14 protein-coding genes are annotated in these 17,944 nt (G+C 70.1%); 5 read left to right on the top strand and 9 right to left on the bottom strand.

Annotation, left to right across the window (positions count from 1 at the left end):
* Window positions 1-129 precede the first annotated feature (129 nt).
* From SOM61_RS07420 to SOM61_RS07405, 4 genes are all read right to left on the bottom strand, one after another.
* Window positions 130-1,425 carry a PQQ-dependent sugar dehydrogenase gene (locus SOM61_RS07420; RefSeq protein WP_320473483.1) on the bottom strand — a complete coding sequence of 432 codons (1,296 nt, stop codon included), beginning with the start codon at window positions 1,423-1,425 and terminating at the stop codon, window positions 130-132.
* Window positions 1,422-1,853, bottom strand: coding sequence for a DUF2231 domain-containing protein (locus SOM61_RS07415; RefSeq protein WP_320473482.1), 432 nt, complete (start codon window positions 1,851-1,853; stop codon window positions 1,422-1,424). Before SOM61_RS07415 ends, SOM61_RS07420 begins: the two co-directional genes overlap by 4 nt.
* Window positions 1,854-1,991: 138 nt before the next feature.
* Window positions 1,992-3,605: a GMC family oxidoreductase gene (locus SOM61_RS07410; RefSeq protein ID WP_320473481.1), complete on the bottom strand. Its 1,614-nt coding sequence runs from the start codon at window positions 3,603-3,605 to the stop codon at window positions 1,992-1,994.
* A 178-nt stretch (window positions 3,606-3,783) separates the two neighbouring features.
* Window positions 3,784-4,236 (bottom strand): hypothetical protein, encoded by a 453-nt coding sequence (locus SOM61_RS07405; protein ID WP_320473480.1) that lies wholly within the window; start codon window positions 4,234-4,236, stop codon window positions 3,784-3,786.
* 166 nt (window positions 4,237-4,402) lie between these two features.
* Between SOM61_RS07405 and SOM61_RS07400 the strand changes: the two genes are divergently transcribed.
* The 5 genes from SOM61_RS07400 (at window position 4,403) to SOM61_RS07380 (ending at window position 9,754) form a co-directional block, all read left to right on the top strand.
* Window positions 4,403-5,326, top strand: a complete 924-nt coding sequence (locus SOM61_RS07400) for a hypothetical protein (protein WP_320473479.1) — start codon at window positions 4,403-4,405, stop codon at window positions 5,324-5,326.
* Window positions 5,327-5,403: 77 nt separating this feature from the next.
* Window positions 5,404-6,501, top strand: a complete 1,098-nt coding sequence (locus SOM61_RS07395; protein ID WP_320473478.1) for a GAF domain-containing protein — start codon at window positions 5,404-5,406, stop codon at window positions 6,499-6,501.
* Window positions 6,502-6,568: 67 nt separating this feature from the next.
* A complete protein-coding gene (locus SOM61_RS07390) occupies window positions 6,569-7,471 on the top strand; it encodes a FecR family protein (RefSeq protein ID WP_320473477.1) in 903 nt (300 codons plus the stop codon).
* A gap of 2 nt (window positions 7,472-7,473) precedes the next feature.
* Window positions 7,474-8,355 carry a Tll0287-like domain-containing protein gene (locus SOM61_RS07385; RefSeq protein ID WP_320473476.1) on the top strand — a complete coding sequence of 294 codons (882 nt, stop codon included), beginning with the start codon at window positions 7,474-7,476 and terminating at the stop codon, window positions 8,353-8,355.
* Entirely contained in the window at window positions 8,348-9,754 is a 1,407-nt protein-coding gene (locus SOM61_RS07380; RefSeq protein ID WP_320473475.1) for a serine/threonine-protein kinase, read from the top strand. The genes SOM61_RS07385 and SOM61_RS07380 overlap by 8 nt, the downstream gene beginning before the upstream one ends.
* A gap of 1 nt (window position 9,755) precedes the next feature.
* Here SOM61_RS07380 and tagF read toward each other — a convergent pair whose 3' ends face one another.
* Genes tagF through tagH form a run of 5 tightly spaced genes read right to left on the bottom strand, consistent with a single transcriptional unit; the run spans window position 9,756 to window position 17,900 of the window.
* Entirely contained in the window at window positions 9,756-10,361 is a 606-nt protein-coding gene (tagF, locus tag SOM61_RS07375) for a type VI secretion system-associated protein TagF (protein ID WP_320473474.1), read from the bottom strand.
* Window positions 10,358-13,855, bottom strand: coding sequence for a type VI secretion system membrane subunit TssM (gene tssM / locus SOM61_RS07370; protein WP_320473473.1), 3,498 nt, complete (start codon window positions 13,853-13,855; stop codon window positions 10,358-10,360). Before tssM ends, tagF begins: the two co-directional genes overlap by 4 nt.
* A 7-nt stretch (window positions 13,856-13,862) precedes the next feature.
* Window positions 13,863-15,212 (bottom strand): type IVB secretion system protein IcmH/DotU, encoded by a 1,350-nt coding sequence (gene icmH, locus SOM61_RS07365; RefSeq protein WP_320473472.1) that lies wholly within the window; start codon window positions 15,210-15,212, stop codon window positions 13,863-13,865.
* A 1-nt stretch (window position 15,213) separates the two neighbouring features.
* Entirely contained in the window at window positions 15,214-16,554 is a 1,341-nt protein-coding gene (tssK, locus tag SOM61_RS07360) for a type VI secretion system baseplate subunit TssK (RefSeq protein WP_320473471.1), read from the bottom strand.
* Entirely contained in the window at window positions 16,551-17,900 is a 1,350-nt protein-coding gene (gene tagH / locus SOM61_RS07355; protein ID WP_320473470.1) for a type VI secretion system-associated FHA domain protein TagH, read from the bottom strand. The genes tssK and tagH overlap by 4 nt, the downstream gene beginning before the upstream one ends.
* Window positions 17,901-17,944 lie beyond the last annotated feature (44 nt).

The raw sequence follows: 17,944 nt of genomic DNA, 5'->3' as shown, positions 1-17,944 counted from the left end.
CGCTTGCAACTTAGGTCCCCGCCTGCGCGGGGACGACGTTTTGATGCTAACTCAAGAAGACTTTTACCTTAACCTAACGCCATTAACGGCATTGCCGAAGCAACGCCGCCGTTCCTATTTACTGACGCATCAACGGTTGCGGCTCACCCGCCACACGGTATTGGCCAGGTCGTCCGCCACGATCAGGGCCCCCTTCGGATCGACGGTCACGCCCACCGGCCGGCCGCGCGTCTTGCCTTCCTCGGTACGGAAGCCGGTGACGAAATCGATCGGCTCACCGGCCGGACGGCCGTTGGCGAATGGCACGAAGATCACCTTGTAGCCCACCGGCGGATTGCGATTCCAGCTGCCGTGCTCACCAACGAAGGCGCCGTTGGCGAATTGGTCTCCCATCACCGGCGACGAGAAATGCAGGCCGAGCGCGGCAACGTGCGAGCCCAGGCTGTAGTCCGGCTTGATGGTGGCCTTGACCTTTTCCGGGTCGCTCGGCTTGACGCGCGGGTCGACGTTCGGGCCCCAGTAGGCGTAGGGCCAGCCATAGAAGCCGCCTTCGCGCACCGAGGTCAGGTAATCCGGCACCAGGTCCGGCCCCAGCTCGTCGCGCTCGTTGACCACCGACCACAGCTGGCCGGTTTCCGGGTTGATGGCCAGCGCCGTCGGATTGCGCAGGCCCGTCGCATACGGTTTATAGGTGCCGGCAGTGGCGTCGATCTGCCACACCATGGCGCGGTCGACCTCGGCCTCCATGCCACGCTCGGTGATATTGCTGTTCGAGCCGATGCCGACGTACAGGTAACGCCCGTCGGGGCTGACGGTCATCGCCTTGGTCCAGTGGTGGTTGATCTCGGAAGGCAGCTTGGTGATCGTGGTCGGCGCGCCGCCGGCCTTGGTCTGGCCTTCCTGGTAATCGAAGCTCACCAGCTCGTCCTGGTTGGCGACGTAGATCTTGTTGTTGGCAAACGCCAGGCCATAAGGCGCGTTCAGGTTCGCCGCGAACACCGTCTTGAGCTCGTATTGGCCATCGCCGTCGGCGTCGCGCAACAGGGTCAGGCGGTTGCCGCTCTTGACCTTGGTATTGCCCTTGGCCTTGATGTAGCCGGCGATCACGTCTTTCGGCTTCAGTTTCGCGGCATTGCCGCCACGGCCTTCGGCCACCAGGATGTCGCCGTTCGGCAAGACCAGCGTCTGGCGCGGAATTTGCAGGTCGGTCGCGATGGCCGTCACGCTGAAGCCTTCGGGCACGGTCGGCTTCTGGTCGCCCCATGGCGACGGTTCGGCGATCTTCATGCTCGGCAAGATGCCGCGTTGTGGATCCGGCAGTTGCGGATCGGCGCCGCGCGACAGCGTCTTGGCGCCCTCGCCTTCGGTACATGCAGCCAGGAGCAGGCTCACGCCCAGCACGACCAGTGTGTTCGATCGCTTCATGGCGCACCTCCCACGCGGGAGTTGAGGCCGACCCATGCCGCCAGGCAGGCCAGGACGAAGACGATGACGGACAGCACCAGGCCGGCAGGCATTACGGCCCAGGCATCCTTGGCGTGCTGGAAGGCGTTGAACAAGCCCAGCGCCCAGGTGGCCAGCAGCAACAGGAAGTAGGTCAGCACATGGCCCTTCTTGTGCGGCGCCCGGATCAGGTTGACCAGCGCGAATACCAGGGCCAGCCCGCTGAACAGCTCGGCGCCGGCGATCAGCCACGACGCAAAATTGCTCCACTGGATCTGGTAGGTGTTGTAGTAGGCGAGATCGCTCAGCAATGCGCCGAGGAAGAGCGAGACGCTGCCCGCAAGCAGGATGGTATGAAGCGTGCCCGGCGGGGTGCGGTATGCCGGGTTCGCTGTAACGACAGTCGACATCGGATTGTCCTTGATAGTGATTGATGTTATCCAAATCATATCGAGTAGGCCGATGTCCTGGCGCATGGTTGAGCCAATATTTACTCTTGGCCACCTGCACGCCGGGCGCCATTGCCCCGCGTGCAGGCGAACCGGCCATCAAATGCGGTACTTGGCCTTGATCATATCGGACGCACGCTCGCCGATCACGACGCACGGCGCCATCGTGTTGCCGGTGGTGATACGCGGCATGATCGACGCGTCGGCGATGCGCAGGTTCTGCACGCCATACACTTCCAGCTTGCTGTTCACCACCGACATCTCGTCGCGGCCCATCTTGGCGGTGCACGACTGGTGCCAGTAGGTGACGGCGCCGTTGCGGAGGAACCGTTCCAGTTCGTCGTCGCCCAGGGTGCCCGGCATGGCTTCGCGCTTGACGATGCGCTTGAATGCAGAGGCGTTGCCCAGTTCGCGGCACATGCGCACGCTGGCCTTGGCCGCTTCCAGGTCGTCCGGGTCCGACAGGGTGTTGGCGCGGATGATCATCGCATCGTTGACATTGGGGCCGGACAGCAGCAGCTGGCCGCGGCTCTTCGGATGCGCCAGGCCGGCGAACATGGTCCAGCCGTGCTCCGGCACGCCGCGCGCGGCATTCTCCGCGCTCGGCACCGGGAACTCGACCTGGCAGTGCAGCATGTCCGGCGCGTCCAGCGAAGGATCGCTCTTCCAGTACAGCGTCGCTTCCGAACCGCCGTTGCCGACTTCCTGCGGCTCGCTGTATTCCCAGATGCAGCCGAAGGACACGTGGTCCTGGTGATTCTGGCCAACGCCCGGCAAGTGCTGGCGCACCGGGATGCCGTGACGCGCCAGTTCGCTCGCGGGACCGAGGCCCGACTGCATCAGCACCTTGGGCGTGTTGACGGCGCCCAGCGACAGCACTACCTCGCGCTCGGCGCGGAACTGACGCGGCTGGCCATCCAGGACGACGTCGACGCCGACCACCTTGTCGCCGTCGAATAGCAGCCTGGCCACCTGCGCATTGGTGAGCACCGTCAGGTTCGGCTGGGCCATGCGTGGGTAGGTGTAGGAACGGAACACCGAGCGCCGCTTGCCATCCTGGACGATCAGGTCGTTGATCGCGGCGCCGCCGTCGCCCTCCATCATCGCGCCGTTCGGGCTGTTAAAGGTCGGCACGCCGATCGAACGGGCGGCTTCCAGCATCAGGGTCGCGGTCGGCTTCGGATCGCGCGCCGGCCCGACATACATCGGACCGCCCTGCCCGCGGCGGCTCGGGTCGGCCGCGCCATGCCAGTTTTCGATGCGGCGATAGACGGCCAGCACCGATTCGTAGTTCCACGCGTCGTCGCCCGCTTCGGCGGCAAAGTAGTTCCAGTCGGCGCGGTGGCCGCGCGCCCACACCATCACGTTGATGCTGGAGCCACCGCCCAGCACCTTGCCCATGTTCATGGGGATCGAGCGGCCGTTCAGGTACGGGTTCGGTTCGGCCATGAAGGCCCAGTCGCGCTCCGTGCCCAGGTTCAGCGGCCATTGCGCCGGCTCGATGACGCTGGCCACTTCATCGCTGCCGCCTGCTTCCAGCAGCAGCACCTTCACGTCCAGGTTCTCGGCCAGGCGGGCCGCCACCACCGAGCCGGCGGAGCCGGCGCCACAGACGATGAAATCGTAAGTCGTCCTCAAGGCCTCGCGCTGCGCGAGCTGGTTGCGCTGGACCGCTTCGGCGAATGCGCTTTCATTGGTAGTCGTATTGTTCATGATGGGGTTCACTTTTCTGAAATGGCGCCTGGCCCGGATCGGCGTTCACGGCGCAGTGGTTGGCACCGTTCACATCCGATGCATCTTTCCGATTATATCGATTATGACGATTCTATCGATTCAAACTCGTGATGGCTGGCTATCGATTTTCCTGATGGCCGGCTGCGGGCCAGCCGAGTCAGAAGTCGCGCTGTTGCGACTCGTCCAGCGGCAGCATGTAGGTCCTTGGCCCCATCCTGGTGCCGTAGCCAGGATGGAGATAAGGCGTCCCCGAAGAGCCGACCGGCCCGCTGGAAGGCGCACGGCAGACATCGCCTGCTCCATTGCTGGACGGGATCTGGCATACGCTGCCACGGCCGCCCGCCACGTCCGCGTCGGCCGGAGCTTGCGCCAGATCGGGCTTGATGCTTGCCGAGGCCTGCTTACGCTCTTCGGCCCGCAGCGCCGCATGCATGCTGGCGCTCTCGTTCTTGGCGACGATCGTGGCGCGGTCGTCTTCCGGCGATGGGGAGACTTCCTGCGGATCGATCGGGAATACTGCGGCCGCTGCGATACGGGGAGCGGTGGACGACAGGGCGATGGCGACGATCATCGAGGCGAACAGGGTCGCGTGGCTGCTTGGTTTCATCATGGTTCAGGTTTCCTTTTGTAGTAGCCTCCGGCATCAGTGCCGGCGGCCCAACGAATTACGCGCATCGGCCGCGATCGGACGCAGGTCCGCATCCGACAAGCCCACTCAAGGCGTAGGTAAGATTGAAATTCCACCAGAGAGAACACAACGAGAAGAGAGGCAGAACATGCAAACACGCGTAGTGGTGCGAATCATCGCCGCCCTGGTCATCGCCAGTGCCATGTTCCCGGCAGCGCACAGCGCACCACCGACGGCCACGCTGACCAGCCGGATTGCAACGCCGGGGCCGGACGTCATCGGCCATTTCGAGGCGGCCGGCATGCGCTCGGTGCGCCCCCACGTGCTGACGCCGGCCGAGCTGGCGCAGGTGGAAACAGCACTGGCCAGGCTGCCGGCGCTGCACCGGCGCGTGCTGGCAACCAATCTGCGCCACCTGGGCTTCGTCGATGGCGTGCCCGGACAGGGCACGGCGCTGACCTCGAAGGTCGGCGACACGATGCAATTCGACCTCACCGTGCGCGCCAGCGCACTGCGCGAATCGCTGGCCGAATTCCTCACCACCAAGGAGCGCCGCCTGTTCGAAGCCGATGGCTCGGGGCAGTCGGTGAGCTTCGAAGCAAATGGCGCCGACGCCCTCACCTATCTGCTGCTGCACGAGGCGACGCATATCCTGGACATGTCGCGACAACTCACCGACAAGCCCGGCAATGCGTTCGGCAGCGGCATCTGGCAAGCTTCCGGCAACGATGGCGTCACGCTGGCGCCGCACCTGGCCGCGTCGCCCGTCGCCGCATCGAGGTTCCGCGGCGCCGGCCTGATCCCGGCCGGCCGCGCGCGCGCCACTTACGATGCGCTCGCGAACTCGCCCTTCGTCAGCCTCTACGCCACCGCCGCGCCGGCGGAAGACCTGGCCGAACTGATGGCCTGGCATGTGGTCTCTCAACACCATGGTCACAAGATCCGGCTCACCGTGCGAGATGCCAACGGCGCGCTGCTCGCGCATTACGAACCCATGCAATTCCCGGGTGTCAGGGCGCGCCTGCCGCTGCTCGACCGGTTGCTGAGCGAAGCGAAGCCGGACGCCTCCTGATGGCGCCCCTACCGGCCGCGCCGTTCGAATGGGTGCGCATGCCACGCGCGGTCCCCGCATCCGATATAGTTACGGCAATGAATACACCAAGCTCTCCGATCCTGACGACGCCGCAAGCGGCCAAGATCCTCGGCGTCTCGTCGCGCACGGCGCAGCTCTGGATCGAGAGCGGCGTGATTCCCTCCTGGAAGACGCCCGGCGGGCACCGGCGCATGTTCGAGTCCGACGTGCTCGCGGCCCTGGCGGCCAATGACGAGGCGCGTCCCGGCAGCCGCCGGGTGCTGGTGCTGGCTCCTGCCCGCGACCATGCCGGCTGGGAGCACGCCCTGGCCGCGCTGGACGTGGCCGACGTCGCCTGCACCGACAATCCGGTCGCCGCCGCCGTCGCGCTGGGGGCGAACGTGCCCGACGTGTTCGCGGTGCAGGTGGACCAGCCAGGCGACCTGGCTCCGGAGTTCCTGTCCACCCTGCACGCGCTGCCGGCGCTGAACCGGCTGCAGATCGTGATCGCCACCCGCCTGTCGGCCGGCACCGTCGCCTCCATCGTCGGCCCGGCGCTGACCTACAAGCACCTGCTGCTCGACGGCGCGCCCGGCCAGCTCACGCGCGAACTGGTGCGCCACACGGCCATGGCGCCACTGACGCTGCGGCCCTTGCCGCCAGCGCTGCTGGACGCCCCGTTCCCGGTAGGCGCCGACGAAGGCAGGCGGCTGCTGGCGGTGCACCGCGCCGCCATCCTCGACAGCGCGCCGGAAGCGGCGCTGGACAATATCGCGCAGATCGCCGCCCTGAGCCTGGCCGCGCCAGTGGCCCTGATCACGGTGCTCAGCGAAGACCGCCAATGGTTCAAGGCCAGGGTCGGCCTGGACCTGCCCGAAACGCCGCGTAGCTGGGCGTTCTGCAACTACACGCTGATGGGGAGCGGCGTGTGCGAATTGTCCAATCTCGACCGCGACCCGCGCTTCGCCGACAACCCGGCGGTCGCCGGCGCGCCGCATTTTCGCTATTACGCCGGCGCGCCGATCGTCGACGAGCAGGGGTTCGCGCTCGGCTCCCTGTGCGTGATCGATACCCAGGCGCGCACGCTCGACCCGGTCCAGGCGCAGATCCTGACCCGGCTGGCAGAACAAGCGTCGGCCGAGATCGCGCGCCGGGGCCGCGGACAAAAACGCTGACATCCTGCATCCAGAAGCGCGTTGCGCGCGTAAGTCGGCGTAGGATCCCACTACCCGACCCACGCCCATGCACCCATTTCCCCCATTTCGCGGCCTGTCGCGCCGGCCGCGATGGGACCTCGTCCTGTTCGTGTCCATGCTGGGCGCGCTGGCTCAGCTGTATCCCGCTGCGCCGGCCCTGGCCCAGAACGCCCTCGTCTCGCATGCCGAACAGCCGCCGCGCCTGATCCGCAAGACCACCGTCTACCAGGCGCCGGCCGGCGTGCGCCTGCAGGCCGGCGACATCGTCGAATCGACTGCCGGCACGGTCCAGATCGAATGGTCCAACGGCGCCCGCTTCGCGCTCGGCCCGGCCAGCAGCGTGCTGGTGCTTGACGCCGGCGCGGCGCCCGCGGCCAGCCTGCTGCGCGGCTGGGGCAAGTTCGCCGGCGGCGCCCCGCCGGGCGGACGCCTGGCGCTCGATGCCGGCCTGCTCTCACTACCGGCCACCGGCGCCAGCGGCATCATGCGCCTGGTGTCCGAGGGAACGGAATTGTTCGTCGAGAGCGGCGCCGTCGCCGTCAACGACAACGGCCCTGGCGGCGCGCGCGCCGTCGCGGTCGGCCGCGAACAGTATGCGGCGCGGCTGTCCACGCGCCCGCTCGCAGTCGCCCCGCGCGCGCCGCGCCTGTTCGTGCAGCAGCTGCCGCGCGCCTTCCTCGACCCGCTGGTCGGGGTCGCGGCGCGCGCGCGCGCCGCCGAACCGAAGGCGCAGCGCGAGATCGCCGCCTTTGATATCGCCGCCTGGCGCGACGCCAACCCGCCATTGCGCCGGCGCCTGGTCGCGCAGTTCGCCGCGCGTCTCGAGGACGCCGTGTTCCGCAACGAAGTCGAAGACCTGCTCGCCGACCAGCCGGAGTGGCGCGATGCGCTGCGCCGCCAGCGCGCGGTCAAGACCCGAGCCAACACCCCGCTCAACCACCTGTTCTGACCATGAAGATCCGTTCGCTCGCCGCCAAGTTCAACCTGGTCTTCCTGGCCGTGTCCGTGTTCGGCTTCTGCGCCGCCGGCGTCGTCACCGATGCGATGCTGGCCGAGAATGCCCGCGAAGAGACCCTGCAGCACGCGCGCCTGCTGATGCAGGCCTCCGACGCGGCCACCAAATACACCAGCGCCCACGTCACGCCGCTGCTGGAAAACCGCCTCAAGTTCGAGTTCCTGCCCGAGGCGGTGCCGACCTTCGCCGCCATCGAGCACCTGAACCAGCTGCTCAAGGCCTATCCCAACTACGGCTACAAGCAGGCCACGCTCAACCCGACCAATCCGCGCAACCGCGCCGACGAATTCGAAAAGCCGCTGGTCGAGCGCCTGCGCGCCGAGCCGCAGACCGCCGAACTGGTGGGCCAGCACGTCGTCGCCGCCGGGCCGGCGCTGTATGTCGCGCGGCCGATCCGCATCCGCGACGCGGCCTGCCTGGCCTGCCATGGCAAGCCCGAGGATGCACCGTCCACCATGCGCGACATCTACGGCAGCGAGCGCGGTTTCGGCTGGAAGCTGGGCGAGACCGTCGGCGCCCACGTGGTGTCGGTGCCCATGGAGGTGCCGCTGGCGCGTGCGCGCACGCTGCTGCAGACCTATATGCTGTCGCTGCTCGGGATCTTCGGCTTCCTGTTCGTCGCGCTCAACGTGATGGTGCACCTGTTCGTCACGCGCCGTATCGGCCAGTTGTCGCGCGTCGCCGATGACGTCAGCCTGGGGCGCGCCGACGCCGCCGCCATCGACACCCGGGGCGGGGACGAGCTGGCCGGTCTGGCGCGCTCCTTCGACCGCATGCGCACCAGCTTGAACAGCGCGATGAAAATGCTCGATGAGTGAAGTCGATGCGTTTCCGCGCCAGATCGGCAAGTACCGCCTCGACGCCATCCTCGGCCGCGGCGCGATGGGCGTGGTCTACCGCGCCTTCGATCCGCTGATCGAACGCACGCTCGCGCTCAAGACCGTCCAGCACCGCCTGGGCGACGCCGACGGGGCGGAGGAACTGCTGCGGCGCTTTCGCACCGAAGCCCAGGCCGCCGGCCGGCTAATGCATCCGAACATCGTGGCGGTGCACGAATACGGCGAAGCGAACGACCTGGCGTATATCGCGATGGAATTCGTCGACGGTCGCCCGCTGTCGGAAATGTGCGGCGTGGAGGCTTGCTCCCTGCCCCAGGTGCTGGCCTGGATGCGCGACCTGCTCGCGGCGCTCGCCTATTCGCATGCCCACGGCGTGGTCCATCGCGACATCAAGCCCGCCAACCTGCTGGTCACGCGCGACGGCCGCATCAAGGTCGGCGACTTCGGCATCGCCCGCATCGAGTCGTCCACGCTGACCCAGACCGGCGCCATGCTCGGCACGCCCAGCTATATGTCGCCCGAACAGTTCCGCGGTGAAGCCATCGACAGCCGCAGCGACCTGTTCTCGGCCGGCGTGGTGCTGTACCAGCTGCTGACCGGCCAGCGCCCGTTTTCCGGTTCCACCGCCGCCGTGATGCAGCAGGTGCTGACCCATAGTCCGGCGCCGCCGTCGCGTCTCAATCCCCTGCTGCCGGGCGCGCTCGATGCGGTGGTCATGCGCGCGCTCGCCAAGACGGCACAGGCGCGCTTCGCCGATGCCGCCGCCTTCCTGCAGGCGCTGGAGACGGCCGGCGCGGCAGCCGCGCCGGATGCCGACGCGACCGTGCTGCTGTCCGCGCCCCCGGCCCTGCCAACGACAGCCGCCGAGCCGTCAAGGCATGGCCTGACGGCCGACCTCACGGCCTGGAAGCTGGCCGTGCTGCCGCAACTGGAAGCCTTGCTGACCGCGCAGATCGGTCCCGTCGCGCGGCTCCTGCTGCGCCGGATCGCGGTCGACGCGCCGGATTTTTCCACCCTGGGCGAGCGCCTGCTGGAGCAGATCCCCTCGCCCGCCGCGCGCGCCGATTTCGCCACTAGCCTGGCGGCGCTCGAGCGGGAGTTGGAGAGCACGCCGGAGTCCGGTGCGGACGGCCCGGTACAGGCGCCTCAGGAAACCGGGAATATCGCGCCTGCGCCTCTGGATCCCGCTTTCGGCAGCGCGCTCGCGCATCTGCTGGCGCTGGAGATCGGGCCGATCGCCGCCATCGTCGTCAAGCGCGCGCTGCCCCGGGCCGCCGATCGCCCGGCGCTGGTCGACCTGGTGGCGGGGCAGATCGAGGCGCCCGTTGCGCGCGCGCGTTTCCTCGATGCGGCGCGCGCTCTGGCCGACGCGCCCTGAGTCAGTCGCACGCCTGCGCGAGCATCGCGCCCAGGGTCGGCGCATCAGGCAAGGCATGGAGCAGCATCAGCAGCGGTTCCACCCCAGGCTCGCCCTCGGTCCAGAACACGGCCCGGCACGCACGGGCTTCGGGAAACGCCGATGCAGCCCCGGATGTCTCTCGCGGCGGTCCACCCACGCGCACCAGGGCCGGCTCGAGCTCCTCCAGCGCCAGGTCGCCCCACATCGCGCACACGGCCAGGTCGGCCAGCCGGTCGAACCAGTCCATGCCTGCTGTCGCCAGGTCGAGCAGGCAGGCCGCCGCGTGGTCGTGCGGCGCCGCCAGCGTCAGCGGAAAATGGCGCCCGACCCGGTCGAGGCTCGGCAGCAGCACGCCGGCCATCCCGGCTCGGCCGCACACGCCGGGGGCCAGCACGAAGCGCCATAGCGGCGCGTGCAGGTAGCGCTCGGGCCAGGCCGCGCCAAGGCGCAGGCGGCCTTCGCGTATCCCCTGCTGCAGCCAGGTGTCCCAGGCCGCGATGAAGTCCGGCGGCAGGCGGCGCTGGACGAAGTCGCCATGGCTGGCCAGCTTGCCGAACAGGCCCGGCGCGGCCAGCTTGCCTTTCACAGCGCAGCCGGGCAGCCAAAGCCTGTGACCTCGCGCCGGAACGGATTGATCACGCTGCCCGCGGTCAGCTCCCAGCTCGCCTTACGGCCGTCCAGGCTCAGGCCGAGGCGGTAGCGCTCGGGCTGCAGCGGCTCGAGCACGCCACGGTCGACCGTGCGCAGCCAGGCCCAGGGACCGTCGCTGCGCAGGTCGGCCTGGGTTCCCGGCGCCGACAGCCGCACCTGGCCATTGCCTTTGCCGCTGGGGAGCAGCAGGGATACCGCCTGGCCGTCGGCGGCCACTTGCTGGCCGTCGATCTCGAGCCGGGCCCCAGACAGGGCAGTATCGGCCGAGAGTGGCCGCAGCGTGAAACGCAAGGTGGGCTGGCGCGCCCCGCCGGCGAAGAACATGTCGCGCAGGCGCGCGCCGCGCTGGAAGGCGTCGAGCGCTCCCTGCGAGGCGCCGGCCAGGTCACCGGCCGCGCGCCAGCGCCAGCGCGCGCCGCCCATGTCGACGAAGGTGGCCAGGTGGCGCGTGAAGAAATCGTCCATCAGGCCGCCGGGCGCGAAGAACTTGCCGAAATCGTCGGCGGTGGCGTCCCGCGCGCTGGCGCGGTCGAGCGGATAGCGCCCGGCGATGGCGTCGCGGCAGAACTGCGCCGGTCCGGCATTCCACAGCGCGTTCAGGCGCGCGCGCTCGCCGCCCTGGGCCAGGCCGGCGCCGGCGTCGTGGACGCCCTTGAACATGGCCGGCAGCGGCGCCGATTGCCCTTCCCCGGCGCGCTTGAGGCGCACCAGGGCGTCCTGGGCCGGCGCCGGGGCGCCGCTGCGGCGCGCGCCCTCGGCGGCATCGAAGTACAGCGCGGCGTCCCTGACCAGGGCCAGCATCTGCTCGAGCTGGGTCGGCGCCGGGCCCTTGACGAGCCGGTGCAGCGGCGCGAAGTGGCTGTCGACCGGATGCTGCTGTTGCTGTTGCTGCAGCGGCGGCGCCTGCTGGGCGCCGAACACCGCCTCCAGCTGGCGCCGCGCGCGGCCGACCTTGTCCTGCACCAGCTTGCCAACGCCGGGCGGCAGGCCGTCGGCCTTCACCGCGGCCAACGCCGTCTCGCGCGCGGCGCCGGCCAGCAGCACACGCAAGGCCGAATCGGCGCCGCCCAGCGCATTGCTGACCCGCGCCGCGTCGTCGAGACTGGCCAGCGGCGCCAGCCGCAGGTCGCCCAGGAAGGCATCCCAGGCACGGATGTAGTCGGCGAAGTACAGCTGCAGCACCGCCTCGCGCGCCGCCGCCACGCCCTCCGGGCCGCCATTGGCTTCGCGCCGCGCCAGCACCCAGTCGTCGCCGGCGATGTCGGCCACCGCCAGCCAGCTCAGTTGGGCGAAGCGGCGGTAGCCGGCCACGCTGTACAAACCATTCACGCCGCGTCCCAGCGGCTCGCCGCTGGCGCGCGCCAACACGCCCGAGGCATCGCGCCCGAGCGCGCGGCTGACGCTGAACTCGGGCAGCGCCTCCTGCATTACCTGGCGCTTGGCCACGCCATAGATACGGTCCGACAGCGACATGCCGGCCAGCGCCTGGCGCGCCTGCTCCACCAGCGCCGCGTCCAGCTGCACCGGTTCGGGCGTGTCTCCCTGTTCCAGCAGCGCCTCGAGGTGCGCCGCCAGTTGCGCGCGCTCGGCCGCGGCGGCCCCCGCCAGGCTGCGCTCCCACTCGAATTCGACCCAGGCCTGGACCGCGGCGGGCTCGAAGTGCTGGCGCTGGCCCAGCATCAGGTAGACCCGCAGGGTTTCGTACAGCAGGTCCTGGCCGCCGGCGTCGCCCCGGCGCAGCACGTTTTCCATGCGCGCCACGATGCGCGTCTCGAGGGTCGTGCGCAGCAGGCGCCGGTAGGCGGCCTGCGCGCCATCGCCCAGCTTCTCGCCCTGGTACAGGCCCATGCGCTCGAGCAGCGCCACGTCGCGCTCGCGCTGGGCATAGCCGGCGGGCAGTGCGCGCGCCGCGTCCAGCAACGGCAGCACGCCCAGCTCGTCGCCGACGAGCGGCGCGGCCGCGGCCTGGCGCGCCAGCGCGGCGACCGCCGCATCCGATTCCTCGACCAGGCGCGTGTTGCGCACGTAGCTGATGGAGAGCGCCGTGGCCAGCAGCAGCGCCAGCGCCGCGCCGCCAGCCAGCACGCCCCATTGCAGCAGGCGGCGCCGGCGCTCGGCGCGCGGATTGAGGCCGGCCAGCCCCGCCTCGCGGAAGATCACGTCGCGCATCAGGCGCGTCAGGAAATAGCTGCGCCCGCTCTCCGGCCGGGGCGGCAGCGCGCGGTCACGCAGGCCGAACGACGCCGCCAGCGACGACATCACCCGCTCGATCGGTGTTCCTTCTTGCGTGCCGCTGGTGAAGTAGACGCCGCGCAGCAGCGCCGGCTGCTCGAAGCGGTTGGCCGAGAACACCGCCTGCAGGAAGTTCTCCAGCGCGTCTTCCAGCGCCGCGAACTGGCGCGGGAAGCCATGGATCAGGGCGCGCCGCCCGAGGTCGCGTTCCTGCTGCAAGCGTTCCAGCATGCGCAGCTGCAGCTGGGTTTCGAGCGCCCGGAATTCGGCCGGGAAGGCCGCCAGGGCCGGCGCAGGGGCAGCGCTGTCGGCCAGCGAGAACGTCATGCCCCAGACCTGGGCCCGCTCCTCGCGTCCGAGCGGCTCGAAGAATTCGGTGAAGCCGGCCAGCAGGTCGCTCTTGGTGACGATGACGTACACCGGGAACGCCAGGCCCAGGCGTTCCTGCAGTTCCTGGATACGGGCGCGCACCGCGCGCGCCTGGGCTTCGCGCGCGGCGCGCGGCTGCAGCAGCAGGTCGGCCACGCTGATGGTGACGATGACGCCGTTGATCGGGCGCCGCGGACGGTGCTTGCGCAACAGGCCCAGGAAGCCTCCCCAGGCCGCGCGGTCGACCTCAAGCTGGCTATCCTGGGTCGTGTAGCGTCCGGCGGTGTCGAGCAGCACCGCTTCGTCGGTGAACCACCAATCGCAGTGGCGGGTGCCGCCGATGCCGCCGATGGCTTCCGGCCCGAGCGTCTCGGCCAGCGGAAACTCGAGCCCGGAGCGGGTCAGCGCCGTGGTCTTGCCGCTGCCCGGCGCGCCGACGAACACATACCAGGGCAGCTCGTACAGGTAGCGGCCGCGCATGCGCCAGCCGGGGTTGGCGGTGCGCAGCACGGCCAGTGCGGCGCGCATGCGCTGGCCGAGCGCGGCCAGGTCGGCCGCCGCCGGGTCGGACTCGGCAGCGGACGACGCCGCCGGCGCCGGGGGCGCGATGCCGTCCATCAGCGCGCGGTGACGGCGCCGCGCCAGCCACAGGCGGGCGGCGAACCAGGCCGCCGCCAGCGTCATCAGGAGCGCGATCAGCATCCAGCGCAGGGCGGCGCCCGCTTCGAGCAGTGGCGCCCAGAACCAGATCAGGATGGCCAGCAGGACCAGCGCAATCAAGGTGGGTATCCACGGCTTGCGCAGCCAGTGGGGGATAAAACGGTTCATGGATCTCTCAATCAAGTCCGGCCGGCTGGCGCGGTGAAATGGATGCCGCCGGCGCCATGACGACGATGTCGACGCGCCGGTTGCGCGCGCGGTTGGCGGGGCCGTCGTTGGGCGCCACCGGCTCGGTGTCGGCGCGGCCCTCGCTGGCGAAGCGTCCGTCGCCTCCGGCGCGTTGCGCCAGCAGCGCCGCGACGGTGCGCGCCCGCGCCTTCGACAGGTCGAAGTTGGACGGCAGCCGCGCCGACAGCGAGGGCCGGGTGTCGTCGGTATGACCGATCACCACCACCCTGCCCGGTTGCGTGCGCAGCACGTCGCCGATGCGCTCGAGCACCGGCAGCAGGCGTTTCGATACCTCGTCGCTGCCGGAAGCGAAACCACCGTCGCCGCGCAGGGTCAGCACCGCGCGCTCGGCATTGCCGCTCACGCTGACCTGGCCGGCGGCGATCTCCAGCGCCAGCGCGGTTGCCAGCGGCGTCGGGCCGGGCGCCGGCGCGGGCGCGGCCACCACACGGGCAGGCGGCGCCGCGCGCAGCGCCGCCATGCGGGCGTAGACCGGATCGGAAGCACGGTTGAGCAGCGCGCCATAGGTGAGCTGGAGCAGCAGCAAGACCACGCCGGCGCACACCGCCATCACCCACGGCGGCCAGATCAGCATGCGCGGCTGCGCCCGTTCGTGTCCGCGCCAGTGCGGCGACAGGTCGTGCTCGCGCTGGCCGCGCTGCTGGTCGATCAGCGCCAGCAGGCGCTCGCGCAGCAAGGCGAGCTGCTCGTGGCCGCGCTCCAGCACCCGGTAGCGTCCTTCCAGGCCCAGCGCCAGGCACAGGTACATCAGTTGCAGCACGTCCAGGTGGCGCCGCGGGTCGGCGCTCAGGCGCTGCAGGACCAGGAAAAATTTCTCGCCGCCCCAGGCCTCGTTGTGGAACTCCACCAGCAGGCTGCGCCCGCCCCACACCCCGCCCCCCCAGGGCGTGCTGGAGATGGTCTCGTCGACCAGGGTGCACAGCGCATAGCGCGCGGCGGCGATGGTCTCGGCGTCGATGCGGGCGTCGCGGGCATCGCTTTCGAAACGACGCACGGCCTCGCTCAGCTGCGCGCGCAGCGCCGCCAGGTCGGGCGCGGTGGCGAGCATGCGCAGCGGCACGACGAGTTCCAGCAGCGGCGCGGCGGCGCGCGCCAGCGGGTTCAGGCCGACGCCGGGCGGCGCCGGTGCGAGCGTCCGGCCTGGCGGCGCGGAGGCGAAGGTGGATGCAGCGGGTGTGGGCACGGTCGCCGGCTGCAGTGGCCGGCGGCTCGGCCGCGGGACCAGCAGGGTGCGGTCCGGGTCCTGCCCGGCGTCGTGGGATTCGTGTGGATTCATGTCAGGAAGCCTGGAGACGGATCGCCCAGAACTGCATCTGCAATCCCGGGAAGCTGCCCGCGATGTGCATGGCGAAGCCGGCGGAATTGGACAACTGCTGCCAGTAGTCGCTGGCGCGATCGAGTTCGAAGTACGTGTAGCCGGCCAGGTAGGGCAGCTGGCGCGGCGCCACCGGCAGCGGGCGCAGCGCGATGCCGGGCAGCTGCAGGTTGACCAGGTCGCGGATCGTCTCCACCGAGCCGATCTTGACCTGCGGCGGGAAGCTGCCGCGCACCACGTCGGGCGCCAGCTGCGCCTGCACCGCGAGCACGAAAGTGGCCGCATGCAGCAGCGTGCGGTCGGGCAGCACCGCCACCCGGATGCCGAACTGGCGCTCTTCGAGCGGGATCGGCACCGCATGCGGATCCATCACCGACGACAGCGAGCGGCGCAGGTCGAGCACCAGCGGCGCGAAGCTATCGTCGAGCGCATCGTGGCGGTAGACCGGATACGGGCCTGGCCGCTTGTCGGCGCGGGTGAAGGTGGCCAGTTCTCCGGCCAGGCGCACCAGTTCGCGGTATAGCGCTTCCGGGTGCAGGCCGCTCATGCCGGCCAGGTGCGCCACCAGCGGCTGGCTGCGGTTGAGCAGCTGCAGCAGCAGGAAGTCGGCGATATCGGCGGCGCCGGCGCCGGACGGCTGGGCCAGGCGCGCGGCCAGGGCTTCGCCGCGCTGGTGCAGCAGGCCAAGCAGCTCATCGAGAAAGCCCTTCAATGCGGGCGCCGCGCGCACATCGAGCGCCGGCGGGCAATAGGCGGGATCGAGCACGACCCGGTTGTCGGCGCGGCGTTCGATGACGCGCGCCACGCCCAGCGTGACCCAGGCGTCGGCCACCTCGCTCGCCAGCGCCAAACGCAGGCGCAGTTTGCCGACGGTCATGAGCGCGCTGCTGTCCAGGCCATTGCTGTCCCAGGCTTCGTATTCGCGGCTCCCATGGCGGGCGAAGTTGTCGAGACCGGGACGGTCGTCGACTTCGGGCATGCCATGGCGCCGCACCGGCAGCGCAAGCACCACCGTGACGTCGCGCGCATCGGGCGGGATGTCAATTGGCAGCGGCAACTCGTCCTCGCTCGGCGCACCGATCGGCGTGCCGTCGGGCAGCACGGCGCTGAAGGCCTGCAAGGCCAGCTTGCCCAGCGCCAGCTGCTGCTGGTCGATCTCGAGCCGCGACACGCCCCAGGCATAGGGCCGCAGCGCGCCGACGCGCGCCTCGAGCTGGGTCGCCAGGTAACGGTCGTGCTGCTGGAGGTGCTGGGGCTGCAGCAGCATCCCCTCGGACCAGACTACTTTACTTTGCCACGTCATGGAGTTTCTGAGGAATCAGGGGTTGAAGACGGTTGCCCGGCGCGCAGGCGCTCGACCTGCTGCGCATAGGCGCTGGAGAATTTTTCGCCGAACAGGCGCTGCAAGTCTTCGTCGGCGTCGCGCGCCAGCTCGCCGTACAGCTCGACCAGGCGGTCCCACATGCGCGCCTTGCGGCCGGCCGGCAGCAACCGGTCGAAGCGTCCCGGCTCGCTCAGGCGTCCCTCGACACGCGCGGGGTCGAAGCGCTGCACCACGGCGCCGAGCGCCGCGCGCATGCCGGCGATCACGGCCAGTTCATGCGCCTTGAGGTCGTCGAAGGCGCCCTGCACCGCCGCCTGCGGCGCCAGGTAGCCGGGCATCCCGGCGCCCAGCATCTGGCCCAGCGCGCTGCCGGCATCGGGAAAGAACTTGAGCGGATTGTTGGCGCGCGGGGCGATCATCGTCATGTCGATATGGCTTTCACGCTTGGTCAGCGCGCGCGCCACCAGCACGTCCATCGTGCCGGCGGTGAGGCCGCGCAGCAGTTCGCCGGCCAGCCGGGCCAGGTCTTCCGGCGCATGGCTGGTGCGCAGCTGGGGCAGGCCCAGGCCGTCGAGCAGGGCTTGCAGCACGGCGCTCTCGGCGGCCGGCGCTGCGGCGGGCGGCGGCTCGATGGCCGCGGGTGGCGGCACGGGTGGCGGCGGCGGCGGTGGCGGCGGTGGCGCGGCCCGCTGCAGGTCCGCCAGCGGATCGTAGTCGGCCGGGATGGCGGCGAACACCGGCGGCGGCGCGAACGCCTGCCGCTCCGGTGGCACATGGTCATGCTCGGCGGCGGGCCTGGCGCCATGCGCGGCCCTCCCTGCCATGCCGGACAGGCCCAGGCCCAGCGGATCGTCGCCGCCCGCAGCGGCGGCGCCATCGAGGATGCGGGCGCCGGCCAGGCTGTCCGGCTGGCTGGGCTCGAACGGCGCTTGCGGCCACAGCGGCGCCGGAGCGGGAGTGGAAGACGTCATGGGCGCGGGCGCCATCATCGTGGCATCCTCCGCGACCGCCCCTTCCAGCACGGCCTGCAGCACATAGTCGCCGACCACGATACGGTCGCCGTCGTCCAGCGCGACCTCGGAACCGGCGCCCAGCGGACGGTCGTTGACGATGCTCGGGTTGCTCCCCGTATCGGTCAGGTAGTAGCGGCCATCACGCAGGGTCACGCTGGCGTGGCTGCGCGACACGTACTTGTCCGGGTCTTCCAGCACCAGCTGGTTGCCGGGGGCGCGCCCGACCATGCCGCCCTCGGCGCCGAACTCGGCCTGGATCGGCTCGGGCGGCGGCTGGTCGCGGTAGCTCAGCACGTGCAGTCGCAGTTTCATGTCATTTCCTTGGGTTCAGGGCCGGGTGCAAGAGACTTACGCGA

It is taken from the genome of Massilia sp. CFBP9012, assembly GCF_034045115.1.
Taxonomy (GTDB): Bacteria; Pseudomonadota; Gammaproteobacteria; order Burkholderiales; family Burkholderiaceae_D; genus Telluria.
The sequence above is the reverse complement of the archived record's forward strand: the minus strand, read 5'-3'. Positions and strand labels throughout refer to the sequence as shown.